Genomic DNA, 16,828 nt, shown 5'->3' with positions numbered 1-16,828 from the left:
ACAGCAGCCCACAAGTTGTGGTCCCCCGGGTCTGAGAGGGCTCCGCGATCGCCTATGCTTGGGGCTGCTTCGAGAGGCCCCTGAGGCCTCTGGGGGCTGTTTAGTCTGCTGTGAGGAGGGTTGGAGATCATGCACTGCCCCTTCTGCAGGCACCCCGACAGCCGTGTGGTCGACAGTCGTACGACCGACGACGGCACGTCGATCCGCAGGCGCCGCCAGTGCCCTGACTGCTCCCGTCGTTTCACGACCGTGGAGACGTGCTCGCTCATGGTGGTCAAGCGGTCCGGAGTCACCGAGCCATTCAGCCGTATCAAGGTCATCAACGGCGTGCGCAAGGCATGCCAGGGGAGGCCTGTCACCGAGGACGCACTCGCCCAGCTGGGTCAGCGGGTCGAGGAGGCGGTGCGGGCCACCGGAAGCGCCGAGCTGACCACCCACGACGTGGGTCTGGCCATACTCGGCCCGTTGCAGGAGCTCGACCTCGTCGCCTATCTGCGATTCGCCTCCGTCTACCGGGCGTTCGACTCGCTCGAGGACTTCGAGGCCGCCATTGCGGAGCTGAGGGAGGCGACGCGAGGCCCCGCCGCGGACGACGAAGACGCGGGAGCGGGGAGCCAGGAAGACGATCGCGGGCCCGGAGGGACCACTCAGGTCCCCGTGCCCGCCCACGCCGCCGACTGACCGGCAGGCCGGGAACCGGACGGAGGCCCGGGTTCCGGCCGGGAGGCGGCGACCGAAGACCTGTTGCGGGCGGAGCTGAGGGTGCCCGCAACACAAGACAGAACACCGTGCCACGGGAACATCGTGGCACTTCAGGGCGTTTTAGCCCGTAGAGGGAGGCGGCATGACAGAGACGGCGAGCGGTCCGGCACGAGGTTCCCGAGCCAAGGGCACCAAGGCCAGCAAGGGGCTGCGTATCGAGCGCATCCACACCACCCCCGGCGTGCACCCGTACGACGAGGTGGAGTGGGCGCGCCGTGACGTCGTCATGACCAACTGGCGCGACGGCTCGGTCAACTTCGAGCAGCGTGGCGTCGAGTTCCCCGACTTCTGGTCGGTGAACGCGGTCAACATCGTCACCAGCAAGTACTTCCGGGGTGCCGTCGGCACCCCGCAGCGCGAGGTCAGCCTCAAGCAGCTGATCGACCGCATCGTGAAGACGTACCGGAAGGCCGGCGAGGACTACAAGTACTTCGCCTCGCCCGCCGACGCCGAGATCTTCGAGCACGAGCTGGCGTACGCCCTCCTGCACCAGATCTTCAGCTTCAACAGCCCCGTCTGGTTCAACGTGGGCACCCCGCAGCCCCAGCAGGTCTCCGCCTGCTTCATCCTGTCCGTCGACGACTCCATGGAGTCGATCCTCGACTGGTACAAGGAAGAGGGCATGATCTTCAAGGGCGGCTCCGGTGCCGGCCTGAACCTCTCCCGCATCCGCTCCTCCAAGGAGCTGCTGTCCTCCGGCGGCAACGCCTCCGGCCCGGTCTCCTTCATGCGCGGCGCCGACGCCTCCGCCGGAACCATCAAGTCCGGTGGCGCCACCCGCCGGGCCGCCAAGATGGTCATCCTGGACGTCGACCACCCCGACGTCGAGGACTTCATCGAGACCAAGGTCAAGGAAGAGGAGAAGATCCGCGCCCTGCGTGACGCGGGCTTCGACATGGACCTCGGTGGCGACGACATCACCTCCGTCCAGTACCAGAACGCCAACAACTCGGTCCGCGTGAACGACGAGTTCATGAAGGCGGTCGAGCAGGGCGGCAAGTTCGGCCTGCGTGCGCGCATGACCGGCGAGGTCATCGAGGAGGTCGACGCCAAGTCTCTGTTCCGCAAGATGGCCGAGGCCGCCTGGGCCTGCGCCGACCCGGGCATCCAGTACGACGACACCATCAACCACTGGCACACGTGCCCGGAGTCCGGCCGTATCAACGGCTCGAACCCCTGCAGCGAGTACATGCACCTGGACAACACGTCCTGCAACCTCGCCTCGCTGAACCTGATGAAGTTCCTGAAGGACGACGGCAAGGGCAGCCAGTCCTTCGACGCCGAGCGCTTCCAGAAGGTCGTCGAGCTGGTCATCACCGCGATGGACATCTCGATCTGCTTCGCGGACTTCCCGACCCAGAAGATCGGCGAGAACACGCGCGCGTTCCGCCAGCTCGGCATCGGCTACGCCAACCTCGGCGCCCTGCTGATGGCGACCGGCCACGCGTACGACTCCAACGGCGGCCGCGCCCTGGCCGGCGCCATCACCTCCCTGATGACGGGTACGGCCTACCGCCGCTCCGCCGAGCTGGCCGCGGTCGTGGGTCCGTACGACGGCTACGCCCGCAACGCCGACGCCCACAAGCGCGTCATGAAGCAGCACGCCGACGCCAACGGCACGGCCGTCCGCATGGACGACCTGGACACCCCGGTGTGGGCCGCCGCCACGGAGGCCTGGCAGGACGTCCAGCGCCTCGGTGAGCAGAACGGTTTCCGTAACTCCCAGGCGTCCGTCCTCGCCCCGACCGGCACCATCGGCCTCGCGATGTCCTGCGACACCACCGGTGTCGAGCCCGACCTCGCGCTGGTGAAGTTCAAGAAGCTGGTCGGCGGCGGCTCGATGCAGATCGTCAACGGCACCGTCCCGCAGGCCCTGCGCCGCCTGGGTTACCAGGAGGAGCAGATCGAGGCGATCGTCGCCCACATCGGCGAGCACGGCAACGTGATCGACGCCCCCGGCCTCAAGCACGAGCACTACGAGGTCTTCGACTGCGCCATGGGCGAGCGCGCCATCTCCCCGATGGGCCACGTCCGCATGATGGCCGCGATCCAGCCCTGGATCTCCGGCGCCATCTCCAAGACGGTCAACATGCCGGAGACGGCGACCGTCGAGGAGGTCGAGGAGATCTACTACGAGGCCTGGAAGCTCGGCGTCAAGGCGCTCGCGATCTACCGCGACAACTGCAAGGTTGGCCAGCCGCTCTCCGCCAAGAAGAAGGAGGACGAGAAGGCCGAGGTCACCGCGAAGGCCGAGGAGACGATCCGTACCGCGGTCGAGAAGGTGGTCGAGTACCGCCCGGTCCGCAAGCGCCTCCCCAAGGGTCGCCCGGGGATCACCACGTCCTTCACGGTCGGCGGCGCCGAGGGCTACATGACCGCCAACTCCTACCCGGACGACGGTCTCGGTGAGGTCTTCCTGAAGATGTCCAAGCAGGGCTCGACTCTCGCGGGCATGATGGACGCCTTCTCCATCGCGGTCTCCGTCGGCCTCCAGTACGGCGTTCCGCTGGAGACGTACGTCTCGAAGTTCACGAACATGCGCTTCGAGCCGGCCGGTATGACGGACGACCCGGACGTGCGGATGGCTCAGTCGATCGTCGACTACATCTTCCGCCGCCTGGCGCTGGACTTCCTGCCCTTCGAGACGCGCTCCGCGCTCGGCATCCACTCCGCCGAGGAGCGCCAGCGTCACCTGGAGACCGGCTCCTACGAGCCGACCGAGGACGAGGTCGACGTCGAGGGCCTGGCCCAGTCGGCGCCGCGCGCCCAGGAGCTGAAGGCCGTCGCCGCCCCGAGGGCCGAGGCCGAGGTGGTCAAGCCCGCCCCGAAGCAGGCGCACACCAGCGCCGAGCTGGTGGAGATGCAGCTGGGCATCCAGGCCGACGCTCCGCTGTGCTTCTCCTGCGGTACGAAGATGCAGCGGGCCGGCTCCTGCTACATCTGCGAGGGCTGCGGCTCGACCAGCGGCTGCAGCTGATGACACAGGGTTGCTGAGGTAAGGGGCGCCGGCCATGGGTCGGCGCCCCTTACCTTTCCGGGGCGACGCGCTTCCGGGGGCGACCGCTTCCTTCGGGCGTCCGCGGAGTCGGTACACGGGTCGTGCGGACGCCGTAGCCTCCGCTCATGAACACGAAACAGCCGTACGACGCCGACATCCGCGCCCTCCCGGAGGAGGACCGGGCCATGGCCCTCGACACCTTGGCCGAGGACCTTCGTTCACCCGATCCCGTGGTGCGCGACGACGGCGCCTACCTCGCGGCTGTCCGCTGGATACCCGCACTCCGCCCCGGGGAGCGCGGCCGGCTCGGCGACCGTATGACCGTTCATCTGAAGGACCCGGCCGTGCAGGCCCGCAGCTTCGCGCCGCTCGTCCTCGCCCGGATCGTGGAGGCCGGCGACTGGCGGCCGCAGTGGTGGGACGCCTTCGCGGACTGGTACCCCGCGGAAACGGATCTGCGCGGCCATGACCCAGACCTGGGCTGGGTACACGCCGTCGCCCACGGAGCGGATCTCCTGGCGGTGCTGGCCCGGCACCCCGGCCAGCGCCCCGAGCCGCTCGCCGAGTTGGCCACGGCCCGGTTGCTGTCGCCCACGGATCACCTCTTCGACGCGCAGGAGGACGACCGCCTCGCCTACGCGCTCGCGCAGATCCTCGGCCACCCCGCCCTCTGCGAGGCCGACTCGGTGCGCTGGCTGGCCCCGGTCGCGGCGGCCTTCCGGACCGGCGAACCCGGCCCGGTGCCCGCCTGGGCCTCCAACGCCATGCGCACGCTGCGGATGCTCTACGTCCTGGCCGACCGGGGGCTGAGCAGGCGCAACACGGACGAGCCGCCGCGCTCGCTCACCCACCGCGAGGCCGTCCTGGAGGAACTGGCCCGGACGCTCGCGATCGTGGCCCCCTACACGGCCTGAACGTCAGGGCCGGTTCGCCCTGCCCATGACCCGGGTGAAGGTCGCCGGATCCTCGTCGAAGCCGTGGACACCGGCGCGGAAGGTCCAGTCGCCGGACGCGTCCCGCACGAACTCGGCGATCGTGGCCGCCGTGGCGCCGAGGACCGAGCCGAAGTCGTCCTCGGCGAGCACGGTGTAGCCCTCGCGCACGCGCATGGCCGGATTGAGTACGTCGACGAACGTCCTGCGGCCGGGCTGCTGTTGGATGACGGCACCGACCACCACGCGCGCGTACCGGCTGTCGAGCCGGTCCAGTTCGAGCATCATGACCTCGTCCCAGCCGAACCCCCTGCCGTCCGTGCTGTCCCGGTTGAGGAAGATCGTGCCGTCCGGCGAGCGGCTGTCGAAGTGCACCAGATAGGCCGGAGTTCCGTACGGGTCACCGGACACGAAGGTCGCGGCGACGATGTCGAGGTCGGTGGGCGGCTGACCCGCCGGACTCGGGTCCCACTTGAGGGCGACCTCGATCTTGCGGTTTCCCTTGCTGAAGCCGGTCACCGGGCTTCCCCTTCCCCCCTGAAGATCCCTCTTCCCCAACTTGCCTGAAGTCGGGGCTCCTTGTTCATCGTGCCACGCGCGCGGGGGCGCATGCGCGGCCGATCTCCGCCGGAGCGTGACCGACGCCACGCCCGGTGGCCTTACGATGGCGCGGTGCTGGTCAAGTGGATTCGCTGCACCGTGGTGGACCGCCGCGGCTTCGAGCGGGGGCAGCGGAAATGGGCGGGGCTTCTGGGGGAGCCGGGTTTTCGGGGACAGGGTGGAGGCTGGAGCCGGCAGCGGCCCGGAGTGGCGCACATCTTCGCCTTCTGGGAGAGCCGTGCCTTCTACGACTCCTTCATGGCCCGTTCCCACGACCGTCTGGCGGCCGCCCAGTCCGGCTCGTTCAAGGACGCCCAGGTCAAGCTGTTCGAGTACCGCTTCGACGTGAAGACCGGCTTCGAGCCCCGGTTCACCGACTCGGACCTGATCCGGGTGGCCCTCTGCCGGGTGCACGAGGAGCGCGTCGAACACTTCACCCTCATGCAGGAGAAGGTCTGGAACCCCGCGATGGCCGGCTCGCCCGGCATGATCCGGGGCATGTTCGCCGAGGCGCCTGAGAACGAGTTCCTGGTCCTGTCCATGTGGCGGTCGGCGGCCGAGCACGGCAAGTACCGCACCGAGCGGGTGGAGCGCCTCGCCCTGCGCGCCCAGACGGAGGCGGACATCGCCGCTCTCTCCGGTGACATCGTGGAGCTGGAGCCGTCCTGGACGGTCTGAGGCGGGCGTCCTTCAAGGCGGGTGCCTCCAAGATCGGGCGGTACGTCGCCAAGGTAGGTTTGAAAATCAAATGCTTGAATTGTGTGCCCGGGAGCGGTTCCATACGCGAGATTCGTGTGACCTACGCCGTATGGGGCCCGTACGAGTGCTCGACCGCCCCTCGCACGATCTAGGGTTTTGGCATGGCACGACCACGGCGCATCGTCCTTGTCCGGCACGGCGAGTCAACGGGCAATGTTGATGACTCCGTGTACGAGCGGGAGCCCGACCACGCTCTCGCGCTGACCGAACGCGGCTGGCGGCAGGCCGAGGAGACCGGCAAGACGCTCCGGGAGCTCTTCGGCCGAGAACGCGTGAGCGTGTACGTCTCCCCGTACCGCCGCACCCACGAGACTCTGCGCGCCTTCCACCTGGACCCCGACCTCATACGGGTGCGGGAGGAACCCAGGCTGCGCGAGCAGGACTGGGGCAACTGGCAGGACCGCGACGACGTGCGCCTGCAGAAGGCGTACCGGGACGCGTACGGCCACTTCTTCTTCCGCTTCCCGCAGGGGGAGTCCGGCGCCGACGTGTACGACCGGGTCGGCGGCTTCCTGGAGAGCCTGTTCCGCAGCTTCGAGGCCCCCGACCATCCGCCGAACGTGCTCCTGGTGACGCACGGACTCGCGATGCGGCTGTTCTGCATGCGCTGGTTCCACTGGACGGTCGCGGAATTCGAGTCGCTGTCGAACCCCGGGAACGCCGAGATGCGGATGCTCGTTCTCGGGGATGATGACAAGTACACACTCAACCGGCCCTTCGAGCGCTGGCGGGATCCGGTTCCGCACTGGGTCAGCGGATAGAGTGGCAGAGCGATGACCGCTGACTCCTCTTCTCTCCGGCGCCTGGAGCGCGCCCTGGCCAGCCTGCGGGGACTGGCGGTGGGGGACGCGCTGGGCTCTCAGTTCTTCGTCCCGGTGAACTACCCCCTGCTCAAGCGCCGCGAGCTGCCCGCGGGCCCCTGGCAGTGGACGGACGACACGGAGATGGCCTGCTCCGTGGTGGCCGTCATGGCTGCCCACCAGCGTCTCGACCAGGACGCGCTGGCCCGCTCCTTCGCCGAGCACCACGACTTCGACCGGGGCTACGGCCCTGCCGTCAACCGGCTGCTCCGCCTCGTCCGGGAGGGCGAGGACTGGCGTGAGCTGGCCGCAGGACTCTTCAGCGGACAGGGCTCCTGGGGCAACGGCGCCGCGATGCGTATCGCGCCCCTGGGTGCCTGGTACGCGGACGATCCGGAGCAGGCGACCCACCAGGCGGAGATCTCGGCGTACCCCACGCACCAGCACCGTGAGGCCGTGGTGGGTGCGATGGCCGTCGCCGCGGCCGCCTCGCTGGCCGCCTCGCCGGACGGCCCGCCCAGCCCGGAGGCGCTCCTCGACGGCGTCATCGCCCTCGTGCCCAAGAGCGCCGTCGGCGCCGGACTGCGCCGCGCCCGGGACATGCTCGACTACGGCGACGCGGGCACGGTCGCGGCCGTCCTGGGGTGCGGACGCCGTACGAGCGCCCATGACACCGTCCCCTTCGCGCTCTGGTCCGCGGCGCGGTCCCTCGCCGACTTCGAGACGGCGTTCTGGACGACCGCCCAGGTGGGCGGGGATGTGGACACGACCTGCGCGATCGTGGGCGGCGTCCTTGCGTCCGGGAAGGCGGGGGCGCCGCCCACGGAGTGGGTGGAGCGGGTCGAGGCGCTGCCGGACTGGGTGCCCTCCGGTCTCTGAGAACCGTTCGTCTCTCTGCGTCTCTCTGCGTCTCTCTGCGCCTCCCTGCGACTCTCCGTGCGCACCGGGAACTCTGCGTGACTGCCACCCGTTTTCCCGGTATCCGCCGCCGGCCCGAGCCGAACGAGGGCTCGGCCGGGGCAGGCGGCAGACGAGGAGTTCAGGGGGGTGTGGGCAGTGCCGGTCGCCGTTGCGCTGGGGTCAGCCGATTCCCGGGCCCGCCGTTCCGGCGAGGGCTTCGAGGTCGCTCTTGCGGACCTTGATCGCCATCCAGGCGGTGAGGAACGCGAGTCCGGCCATCGCCACGGCCGGGATGAAGGCGATCGAGATGCCGTGGGCGAGCACCTCGCTTCCCCAGGGCGCCGGCAGCTGGTGAGTCTTGGCGAATTGCGCCTTCTGTTCAGGCGTGCCCTGCGCGAGGAACTTCGGCAGCTGCTTCTTCGCCTCGTCCGTGCTCGCCGAGCCGAAGACGGTGGTCAGGATGGACAGGCCCAGCGAGCCGCCGACCTGTTGCGTGGCGTTGAGCAGCCCGGAGGCCGCACCCGCCTCGTGCTGGGCGACACCGGAGACCGCCGTGACGGTGACCGTCACGAAGTTCAGGCCCATGCCGAAGCCGAAGACCAGCATCGGGCCCAGGACCCCGCCGACGTAGGAGCTGTCAGGGTTGATGAAGGTCTGCCAGAACAGCCCGATCGCCACGAGCGCCGAGCCGGTCATCATGAACGGCTTGGGGCCGAGCGTGGGCAGGAACCGCTGCGACAGACCCGCGCCGACCGCGATGGCGACTGTCACGGGGAGGAAGGCCAGACCGGCCTTGATCGGGCTGTAGCCGAGCACGTTCTGGACGAACAGCACGATGTAGAAGAACATGCCGAACATCGCCGCTGCCAGGCTCAGCATGACCACGTAGGTGCCCGAGCGGTTGCGGTCGCGGAACATCTTGAGCGGGGTGATCGGTTCCTTCGCCCGAAGCTCGGTGAAGACGAAGGCCAGCAGCAGCACCACCGCCGCGGCGAACGAGCCGAGGGTGAGCCCGTCCCGCCAGCCGTCCTCCGAGGCGCGGATGAACCCGTACACCAGCGAGGCCATGCCCGCTGTCGAGGTCAGCGCACCCGCGATGTCGAACCGCCCGGGGTGGCGCTGGGACTCGTTGATGTACAGCGGCGCGAGTGCGGCGATCAGCACGCCGATGGGCACGTTGACGAAGAGCACCCACCGCCAGTCGAGCCAGTCGGTCAGCATGCCGCCCGCGAGCAGACCGATGGCACCGCCGCCCGCCGACACCGCGGCGAACACGCCGAACGCCCGGTTGCGCTCGGGGCCTTCGGGGAAAGTGGTGGTGATCAACGCGAGCGACGTGGGCGATGCGATGGCGCCTCCCACACCCTGAAGGGCGCGTGCGGCCAGCAGCTGCCAGGGTTCCTGGGCCAGGCCACCCAGCAGCGAGGCGAAGGTGAACAGCAGGATGCCGGTCATGAACACCCGGCGCCGGCCGAGGATGTCACCGGCCCGCGCGCCGAGGAGCAGCAGACCGCCGAAGGTGAGCGTGTAGGCACTGACCACCCAAGTGAGGTCCGTGGTGCTGAACTTGAGCGCGTCTTGAATGTGCGGGAGTGCGATGTTCACAATCGTCGCGTCGAGCACCACCATGAGTTGGCAGGCCGCGATGACGGTGAGCGCTATGCCGGGATGCCCCTCCCGGCGGGCCGCGCCTGGTTTCTGTTCCTGGATGAGCTGAGAGGTTGTCACTATGGGTCCCCCACAAAGGTGTTAGTGAACGCTCGCGTTCACTGTCGCGTCAACGGTAGTGAGTCCCCAACAGTGAACGCAAGCGTTCACTTAATCCTGTGTCGCGTATCGCGTCCCCCTTGCTGCGACGCGACGCAGCCCCGCCCCGGAACCCCCGCTTCCCCTTGCACGCTGGAGAAACTCAGATGGTTACCTCGCGCTGGACGGCCGCCCCTGCTCAGACGGCTTCCCCTCGTCGGCGCGGTGCCGTGCTCGAGCGCGCGATCCTGGACGCCGCTCTGGAGCAGCTCAGCACGGTCGGCTGGAACGGCCTGACGATGGAGGGTGTCGCGGCCGGCGCCCAGACCGGCAAGGCCGCGGTCTACCGTCGCTGGCCCTCCAAGGAAGACCTGGTCGCCGATGCGCTCGAGGCCGGACTGCCCCGCTTCGAGGAGGTGCCCGACCTCGGCAGTGTGCGCGAAGACCTGTTGGCCCTGTGTCGGCGGGCGCGGGACGCCATGTTCTCGCGCCCCGGTTTCGCGTTGCGCGCAGTGATTCACGAGTGCGATCCGGCGCAGGCCGAGCGCTTCCATGGCGTGATCTTCGACGGAGTGGTCGAGCCGACCCTCAAACTGCTGCGCGAGGTCATCACCCGTGGAATAGGGCGGGGGGAGGTGCGGTCCGACGCGGCCAACGGTTACGTCTTCGACGCCATTCCGGCGATGATGATGTACCGATCAAAGATGTGCGGCAGTGAATGGAACGATCAGGATCTGGAAGGGATGATCGACCAGCTGATGCTTCCGCTGCTGCGGCCGCACGGCGCCTGATCCCGACGGCCGGCGACCTCGGCGCGACCGGGGGGACCTGGGGTGTCGCGCGAGGATCCCGGCGGCGTACGCTAAGGGCGCCATGCCGTACGAACCACCCACTCATACCGTCGAGCGCTCCCTGCGCGCCACGACCGGAGCGAAGGTCATTGCCGGTGTCGACGAGGTGGGGCGGGGTGCCTGGGCAGGGCCCGTCACCGTCTGCGCGGCGATCACCGGACTCCGTCGGCCGCCTGAGGGTCTGACCGACTCCAAGCTCCTGACCGTCAAGCGGCGTACGGAACTGGCCGGGATACTGCAGTCGTGGGTGACGGCCTATGCCCTGGGGCACTCTTCTCCTGAGGAGATCGACGACCTGGGGATGACCGCCGCACTGCGGCTCGCCGCCGTCCGTGCCCTGGACGCGCTGCCGGTCCGCCCCGACGCCGTGATCCTCGACGGGAAGCACGACTACCTCGGTGCCCCGTGGAAGGTGCGCACGGTGATCAAGGGCGATCGGTCGTGCGTGGCCGTTGCGGCGGCGTCGGTGATCGCCAAGGTTCAGCGCGACAAAATGATGGCCGAACTGGGTATCGACCATGCAGACTTCGGGTTTGCGGACAACGCCGGGTATCCGTCGCCCGTGCACAAGGCCGCACTGGAGGTGCGGGGACCCACCCCGTACCACCGCTTGTCGTGGGCGTATCTTGATGCGCTGCCCCAGTGGCGGCACCTCAAGAAGGTCCGCAGCTGGGCGGACGGAAGCGCTCCGGAAATCGAGGGTCAGCTCGGCTTCGATTTCTGACGATTCCGCTCGCACTGATGTGCCACCCGGTCACCCGCGCCGCACCAACGTTTGATAAATATCAGCTCATGCCTCTCATTCCCGAGGAGCCTCAGATTCACGAGAGTGCCCAGGGTCCCCGCGCCACGCCGTCCAGCGGCCGTACCGCGCCGACCCCCCGCCCCGTACCCGGCCCCCGCCCCGCGGCTCCGTCGCGCCCCGGTCGTCCCGGCCCTCTGCGGCCTACGCCGCCGGTGCAGCGGACCCAGCGTGACGTGGCTCCGGCCAAGCCAGGCCCGTCGGGCCCGGCCACTCCCGCCGCCCCGGCGGCGACCCCGCAGATCCAGCTGATCCCGGCCTCGGCCGAGGGTGCGCTCGACGCAGCCGACGAGGCGGTGGACCTGCTCCTGGACTCGGGCCGTGCCCCCGGAGACGTGCTGGTGATCACCACGGGTGCCCAGCACCCGTGGGCCGAGCACGAGCTGTCCTTCGGCGAAGCCTCCTACTGGGCGCAGCATGACTCCGGTGACGACGTCTTCTACACGGACGCCGCCATCGCCTCCCGTGCCGCGTCCCGCCCCGTGGTCGTCGTGGCCGTCAACGGCGGTTCCGCCGCCGCTGCCGCCACCGCCCTCCCGCTGGCCCACTCCCGGGCCGGTGCACTGCTGATCGTCTGCGGGGACCCGCAGCAGATCAACTCGGTGCTGGGCGCGGGCGTCTGAGTCCCGTCCGGCACCGCCGGGTGCCGAGGCGACGAAGGCGGCTCCGAAGGCATCCGCACGGTGCGGCTTTCGGCATGCCCGGATGACTGGCAGTGGCCGTTCCTCCTCGGAGGACGGCCGCCTGTCGGGACGTCCGGGCGTCCGTGTGCAGGCGGTGCGTCCGGGTGCCGTGCGGATCGTGCCGCACCGCGTACGAGCCTCGGTGCCGTGTGACTCGTACGCGGCCGAACCCTGAGCCGGGCCTTCAGCGAGCAGCCGCGCGGCGCAGGACCTCGGAGACCGGGCCGCCGGTGCGAGGTGGCAGGGGCGGGGCTTCCGACATGGCGAAGGGCTCCGGCTGCGAGTGGGTGTTCGGCCGGCGTCCGCCGCGCCCCTCGCCGAGCACCTGCCAGCCGTCACCGGTCAGCGTGATGTACGCCCCGCAGCGCAGCCCGTGCAGGGTGCAGGCGTCGCGCAGCCCCCACATCCAGGCGCCGTCCTCCTCGGTCCAACGTGCGTCGCCCTCGCGGCAGTAGAGCAGCACGGCGGTGCGCACCGGGGTTCGGCGGCGCAGGTCGTGCGGAATGACCCGGCGCAGCTGTGCGAGCAGTGCGTTGCGGAACATCCAGCCGTCGGCCGGTGCCGGACGACGCAGGAACGAGGCGCTGGCGCACAGCCGTTCCTCGGGATCCAGCACGGCCACGATCGCCATGGACGGCTTGGGGCGATGGCGGGCGTGCAGCCCGCTGACGACCTCACGGGGGTTGCGCAGCAGGGGGATTCCGGCGGCTGCCCACTCCGCGGGCTCGAGCAGGCGACTGGCGGAGGCGGCGGACGCGGACGTCGACAACGAGGCCGCCGAGGACGAGGCGAATCCGAAGGTCACGTTCCTCCCTTCGGCTACGCGCCCACACTGCGGGCGAGGTCGGATTCGGGGGACCGCGCGCCGCAGCAGAGCCCAACCGGATCACGGACGACCGTGCGGGGAGCGGACTTCAATTCTTCCTGTCGAACTTGGATGCGGCAACGAGCAATTGGGGCCACCGGCTGTTATCTGGTGGTGCGTGGCTTATATCCCTACCCACGAGAGCCCCTGATGACCCCTGTGGCGTTCGATCACGGCACGTGCGTGCGTCGGGCCGGGCGCCGACGCACCACGGGCCACGGTGGTCAGCCCTGGACGGCCAGCACCAGGGGCAACACCCCGTCGGCCCCGGCCCTTCTGAGCAGACGTGCCGCGACCGCAAGGGTCCAGCCGGTCTCCGTGAAGTCGTCCACCAGCAGGACCGGACCGCGGCCCTGCGCGAGCGCGGAGGCGAGGGCGGATGGCACCGTCAGCGAGCCGTCGAGGGCCTTCAGACGCTGGGCACTGTTGCTGCGCGGCACCCGTGACGCGTCACCGGCGTACTCCACGGAGCCGAGCAGGGGCAGCCTGCCGATCTCGGCGATGCGGGCGCCCAGGGAGTGGATCAGCGTCGGCCGGGTGCGTGAGGCGACGGTGACCACACCCACGGGCCGGGGCTGGTCGCCGGCCGCACCGGAGGCCCAGCCGCCGGGGCCCTTCGCCCAGTCGGCCAGCACCTCCACCACGGCTCGCGCCACGTCGTCCGGCACGGGCGCGTCCGACGCCTGGGGAGCGAACAGGGGCCGCAGCCGGTTGCCCCAGCCGATGTCCGACAACCGACCCAGAGCCCGCCCGGACGAGGCCTGTTCACCGACCGGAATACGTCCCTTGAGGTCGATGCCGATCGCCGGGAGGCCGGTCGGCCACATGCGGCGGGGCTCTACCTCGACCCCGGCACGGCCCAGGTCGACGCGCGCGGCGTCCAGGGCCACCGTGGACGTGTCGACGGTGTAGCGCGGCCCCGCGCAGTTGTCGCAGCGACCGCAGGGCTTGGCGCCCTCGTCGTCCAGCTGGCGCTGGAGGAACTCCATCCGGCAGTCCGTGGTGGACGCGTATTCGCGCATCGCCTGCTGCTCTGCCTTGCGTTGCCGTGCCACCCAGTCGTAACGGTCGGCGTCGTACGACCATGGGTGCCCGGTCGCGGTCCAGCCGCCTTTGACGCGGTTGACCGCTCCGTCCACGTCGAGGACCTTCAACATCGTCTCCAGCCGGGAACGACGCAGTTCCACCAGGGGTTCCAGCGCCGGCAGCGACAGGGGCCGGTCCGCCCGGGCGAGGACGTCCAGAGTGCGGCGCACCAGATCCTCGGAGGGGAAGGCGAGCGAAGTGAAGTACTCCCAGATCGCCTCGTCCTCGCGACCCGGCAGCAGCAGCACCTCGGCGTGCTCCACGCCACGGCCCGCGCGGCCGACCTGCTGGTAGTAGGCGATGGGGGAGGACGGCGAGCCGAGGTGCACGACGAATCCGAGGTCCGGTTTGTCGAAGCCCATGCCGAGCGCGGAGGTGGCGACCAGCGCCTTGACCCGGTTGGCGAGCAGATCCTCCTCGGCCTGCTGCCGGTCGGCGTTCTCCGTCCTGCCCGTGTACGAGGCGACGGCGTGCCCGCGCTGCCGCAGGAAGGCGGTGACCTCCTCGGCGGCGGCCACGGTGAGGGTGTAGACGATGCCGGACCCCGGCAGGTCGTCGAGGTGATCGGCGAGCCAGGCCATCCGGTGCGCGGCGTCGGGCAACCGCAGCACACCGAGACTCAGGCTCTCCCGGTCCAGCGGCCCGCGCAGCACCAGGGCGTCCGAGGCGCCGCCGGTGCCGAGCTGCTCGGCGACGTCGGCGGTCACGCGCGCGTTGGCCGTGGCGGTGGTGGCCAGCACCGGGACACCGGGCGGGAGGTCGCCGAGCATGGTGCGCAGTCGGCGGTAGTCCGGGCGGAAGTCGTGGCCCCAGTCGGAGATGCAGTGGGCCTCGTCCACGACGAGCAGACCGGTCGCCGCGGAGAGCTTGGGCAGGACCTGGTCGCGGAAGTCGGGGTTGTTCAGGCGCTCCGGGCTGACGAGCAGCACGTCGACCTCGCCGGCCTCGATCTCGGCCTGGACGGCCTCCCACTCCTCGGTGTTGGAGGAGTTGATGGTCCGGGCGTGGATGCCGGCGCGGGCCGCGGCATCCACCTGGTTGCGCATGAGCGCGAGCAGCGGGGAGACGATCACCGTGGGTCCGCCGCCTCTGGCCCGCAGCAGCGAGGTCGCCACGAAGTACACCGCGGACTTGCCCCACCCCGTGCGCTGTACGACCAGGGCCCGGCGCCGGTCGGCGACCAGCGCCTCGATCGCCCGCCACTGGTCCTCGCGCAGCCGGGCCGTGCCCGTGGCGTCCCCGACGAGCCGGGCGAGGACGGTGTCGGCCTGTGCCCGGAGGTCCGCGTTGCTCGTGTGCTCCATGCGTCCCATACAACAGGACGGGACTGACAATCGGGCGGGCGCCGGTCGCGAACGGACGACCGCGACGGTCCGGCTGTGGACGGGGCGGCGACGGCCGGGGCCGGCCTTGTCGTGTCCCTGATTCGAGTTATCCACAGGCTCAAGCGGAATCTCGGGATCCGCGAGATCGTCTGCGCATGACGAATCACAGCGAAACGACCGGACCCTTCGAAAACGGCGACATCGCGGGACGAGAGCCGCTGGACGAGCCGTCCGCGCACGACACCCAGGTCACCCTGCGCACGCCGGCCGAGTTGGCCGACGCCCTGCCCTACCTGCTCGGGTACCGACCCGAGGACAGCATCGTGCTGGTCGCCCTGCACGACCGGGGAGGCCGCGGCAGGTTCGGCGGCCGGGCCCGGCTGGGCATCCCCGCAGGCGCGGACGACTGGAAGGAGGCCGTACAGCAGCTGGTCCGGGGCCTGGTGACCAGCAGCGAGCGACGCGGTAAGCGGCCCGAGCAGATGGTCGCCTACGTCTGCCGGGAACCGGGCCGGGGCGAGACGGGCCGGGACGTGATGCTCCGCCTCAAGCCGCTCGTCGAACTGCTGCGCACCGAGTGCGGTGACCTCGACGCGCCGGTGGTCGAGGCACTGTGCATCTCGGACGGCCGGTTCTGGTCGTACAGCTGCGCGGTCGAGGGATGCTGCCCCGACGACGGAACGCCGATGGGCCTGCCCGGCACCTCGGTGCTGGCCGCCGCGGCCACCTACGCGGGGATCCAGGTCCGGGGCACGCTCCGCGAGTTGCGGGTCAGGCTGCTGCCCTGGGAGACCAGTGCCGCCCTGGAGCAGGAGATCGCCCTGGACGCGGCCGGCATGTCCCTGGTGCCCCGCATCCTGGACGACGCGGCCCGGCAGAGTGTGGCGGAGGAGACCCTCGACCTGGCCGAGCGGATCATTCACAGGTTCGCCGCGGCGGCGCCGGTGTCCGGCACGCACCCGGCGGACCTCCGCGACGACGAACTGCTCAACCACGACGAGGCGGCGACACTGATCCTCGGGCTCCAGGACCGCACGACCCGCGACCAGGCGGCCGCGTGGATGGAGGGCGACGAGGCCGGTCCGGCTCTGCGGCTCTGGCGCGCACTGGCCCGCCGCTGCGTCGGACCGTACGGCGAGCACGCTGCCGCCCCGCTGACCCTGGCGGGCTGGGTCGCCTGGTCGACCGGAGACGAGCTGGAGGCCCGGGAGGCCCTCGCGATGGCACTGGGCGCGGACCCCGACTACCTCTTCGCCCGCCTGCTGCACCAGGCCTGCAACGAAGGACTCGACCCCGAGTCGGTCCGCCGCTGCCTGCGTGCGGAACGCGCGGGGCGCGCCCGGACCGAGCGCGCGGAGCAGACGGATCAGGCAGAGGAAGCAGCCCCGGGTACGCCTTCGGACGCGGTCGTCGCAGACCCTGGAGCAGCCGCTCCGGCAGACGGTCGCGATGGTGACCGTGCCTCGCGGACCGGTGGTCCTCGGCGCCGTCGCCGAACGAGGGCCGCGGAAGGCGGCGACGGCAGGTCTCGGTCGTCGCGAGCAGAGGACGCACGGCGGCGGTCGGGCGGCTCCCACCCTCAATCGCCGGCCGGCGGACCTTCACGTCCGGGCAGCGCCAAGCCGGACGGCATGCGCGCCCGTGCCGGTGAGGCCAGCCGCGACATCGCGGCGGCGGCCGGTCCACGGGAGACCGAAGGGGACGGATGAGCGCCGGGAC

At 70.3% G+C, this 16,828-nt stretch carries 14 protein-coding genes; 10 read left to right on the top strand and 4 right to left on the bottom strand.

What is annotated here, in order from left to right; all coding sequences use genetic code 11:
• Positions 1–129 precede the first annotated feature (129 nt).
• From nrdR to BEK98_RS12060, 3 genes are all read left to right on the top strand, one after another.
• The gene (nrdR, locus tag BEK98_RS12070) at positions 130–681 is read left to right on the top strand and encodes a transcriptional regulator NrdR (protein ID WP_094216532.1); all 552 of its coding nucleotides are present in this window, start codon (positions 130–132) and stop codon (positions 679–681) included.
• A gap of 163 nt (positions 682–844) precedes the next feature.
• Complete coding sequence (locus BEK98_RS12065; RefSeq protein ID WP_094216448.1) at positions 845–3,739, top strand: vitamin B12-dependent ribonucleotide reductase; 2,895 nt, start codon at positions 845–847, stop codon at positions 3,737–3,739.
• Between the two features lie 146 nt (positions 3,740–3,885).
• On the top strand, positions 3,886–4,674 hold the full coding sequence (locus tag BEK98_RS12060; RefSeq protein WP_094216447.1) for a DUF2785 domain-containing protein: 789 nt from the start codon (positions 3,886–3,888) through the stop codon (positions 4,672–4,674).
• Between the two features lie 3 nt (positions 4,675–4,677).
• Here the strand turns inward: BEK98_RS12060 and BEK98_RS12055 are convergent, their stop codons facing one another.
• The gene (locus BEK98_RS12055) at positions 4,678–5,250 is read right to left on the bottom strand and encodes a TerD family protein (RefSeq protein ID WP_094216446.1); all 573 of its coding nucleotides are present in this window, start codon (positions 5,248–5,250) and stop codon (positions 4,678–4,680) included.
• 114 nt (positions 5,251–5,364) lie between these two features.
• Between BEK98_RS12055 and BEK98_RS12050 the strand changes: the two genes are divergently transcribed.
• The 3 genes from BEK98_RS12050 to BEK98_RS12040 all read left to right on the top strand — a co-directional run bounded on the left by BEK98_RS12050 (position 5,365) and on the right by BEK98_RS12040 (position 7,730).
• Positions 5,365–5,970, top strand: coding sequence for a YdbC family protein (locus BEK98_RS12050; RefSeq protein WP_094216445.1), 606 nt, complete (start codon positions 5,365–5,367; stop codon positions 5,968–5,970).
• A gap of 182 nt (positions 5,971–6,152) precedes the next feature.
• On the top strand, positions 6,153–6,812 hold the full coding sequence (locus BEK98_RS12045) for a histidine phosphatase family protein (RefSeq protein ID WP_094216444.1): 660 nt from the start codon (positions 6,153–6,155) through the stop codon (positions 6,810–6,812).
• Positions 6,813–6,824: 12 nt separating this feature from the next.
• Positions 6,825–7,730 carry an ADP-ribosylglycohydrolase family protein gene (locus tag BEK98_RS12040; protein WP_094216443.1) on the top strand — a complete coding sequence of 302 codons (906 nt, stop codon included), beginning with the start codon at positions 6,825–6,827 and terminating at the stop codon, positions 7,728–7,730.
• Positions 7,731–7,931: 201 nt separating this feature from the next.
• On the opposite strand, the gene BEK98_RS12035 is transcribed toward BEK98_RS12040, so the two are convergent.
• Entirely contained in the window at positions 7,932–9,479 is a 1,548-nt protein-coding gene (locus tag BEK98_RS12035) for an MFS transporter (RefSeq protein ID WP_094216442.1), read from the bottom strand.
• Between the two features lie 185 nt (positions 9,480–9,664).
• Between BEK98_RS12035 and BEK98_RS12030 the strand changes: the two genes are divergently transcribed.
• The 3 genes from BEK98_RS12030 (at position 9,665) to BEK98_RS12020 (ending at position 11,773) form a co-directional block, all read left to right on the top strand.
• A complete protein-coding gene (locus tag BEK98_RS12030) occupies positions 9,665–10,288 on the top strand; it encodes a TetR/AcrR family transcriptional regulator (protein WP_094216441.1) in 624 nt (207 codons plus the stop codon).
• Between the two features lie 82 nt (positions 10,289–10,370).
• Positions 10,371–11,072 (top strand): ribonuclease HII, encoded by a 702-nt coding sequence (locus BEK98_RS12025; RefSeq protein ID WP_094216440.1) that lies wholly within the window; start codon positions 10,371–10,373, stop codon positions 11,070–11,072.
• A 68-nt stretch (positions 11,073–11,140) separates the two neighbouring features.
• Positions 11,141–11,773 carry a hypothetical protein gene (locus BEK98_RS12020; protein WP_094216439.1) on the top strand — a complete coding sequence of 211 codons (633 nt, stop codon included), beginning with the start codon at positions 11,141–11,143 and terminating at the stop codon, positions 11,771–11,773.
• A gap of 244 nt (positions 11,774–12,017) precedes the next feature.
• Here the strand turns inward: BEK98_RS12020 and BEK98_RS12015 are convergent, their stop codons facing one another.
• Both BEK98_RS12015 and BEK98_RS12010 read right to left on the bottom strand, forming a co-directional pair.
• Positions 12,018–12,638 carry a hypothetical protein gene (locus BEK98_RS12015; protein ID WP_094216438.1) on the bottom strand — a complete coding sequence of 207 codons (621 nt, stop codon included), beginning with the start codon at positions 12,636–12,638 and terminating at the stop codon, positions 12,018–12,020.
• 284 nt (positions 12,639–12,922) lie between these two features.
• On the bottom strand, positions 12,923–15,088 hold the full coding sequence (locus tag BEK98_RS12010; RefSeq protein WP_094216437.1) for a RecQ family ATP-dependent DNA helicase: 2,166 nt from the start codon (positions 15,086–15,088) through the stop codon (positions 12,923–12,925).
• A gap of 176 nt (positions 15,089–15,264) precedes the next feature.
• Between BEK98_RS12010 and BEK98_RS12005 the strand changes: the two genes are divergently transcribed.
• The gene (locus BEK98_RS12005) at positions 15,265–16,818 is read left to right on the top strand and encodes a DUF4192 domain-containing protein (protein WP_094216436.1); all 1,554 of its coding nucleotides are present in this window, start codon (positions 15,265–15,267) and stop codon (positions 16,816–16,818) included.
• Positions 16,819–16,828: the final 10 nt, after the last annotated feature.

The sequence above is a fragment of the Streptomyces diastatochromogenes genome, assembly GCF_002242805.1.
GTDB lineage: Bacteria > Actinomycetota > Actinomycetes > Streptomycetales > Streptomycetaceae > Streptomyces > Streptomyces diastatochromogenes.
Note: the sequence above shows the minus strand (reverse complement) of the source record. Positions and strands in the feature narration are given on the sequence as shown.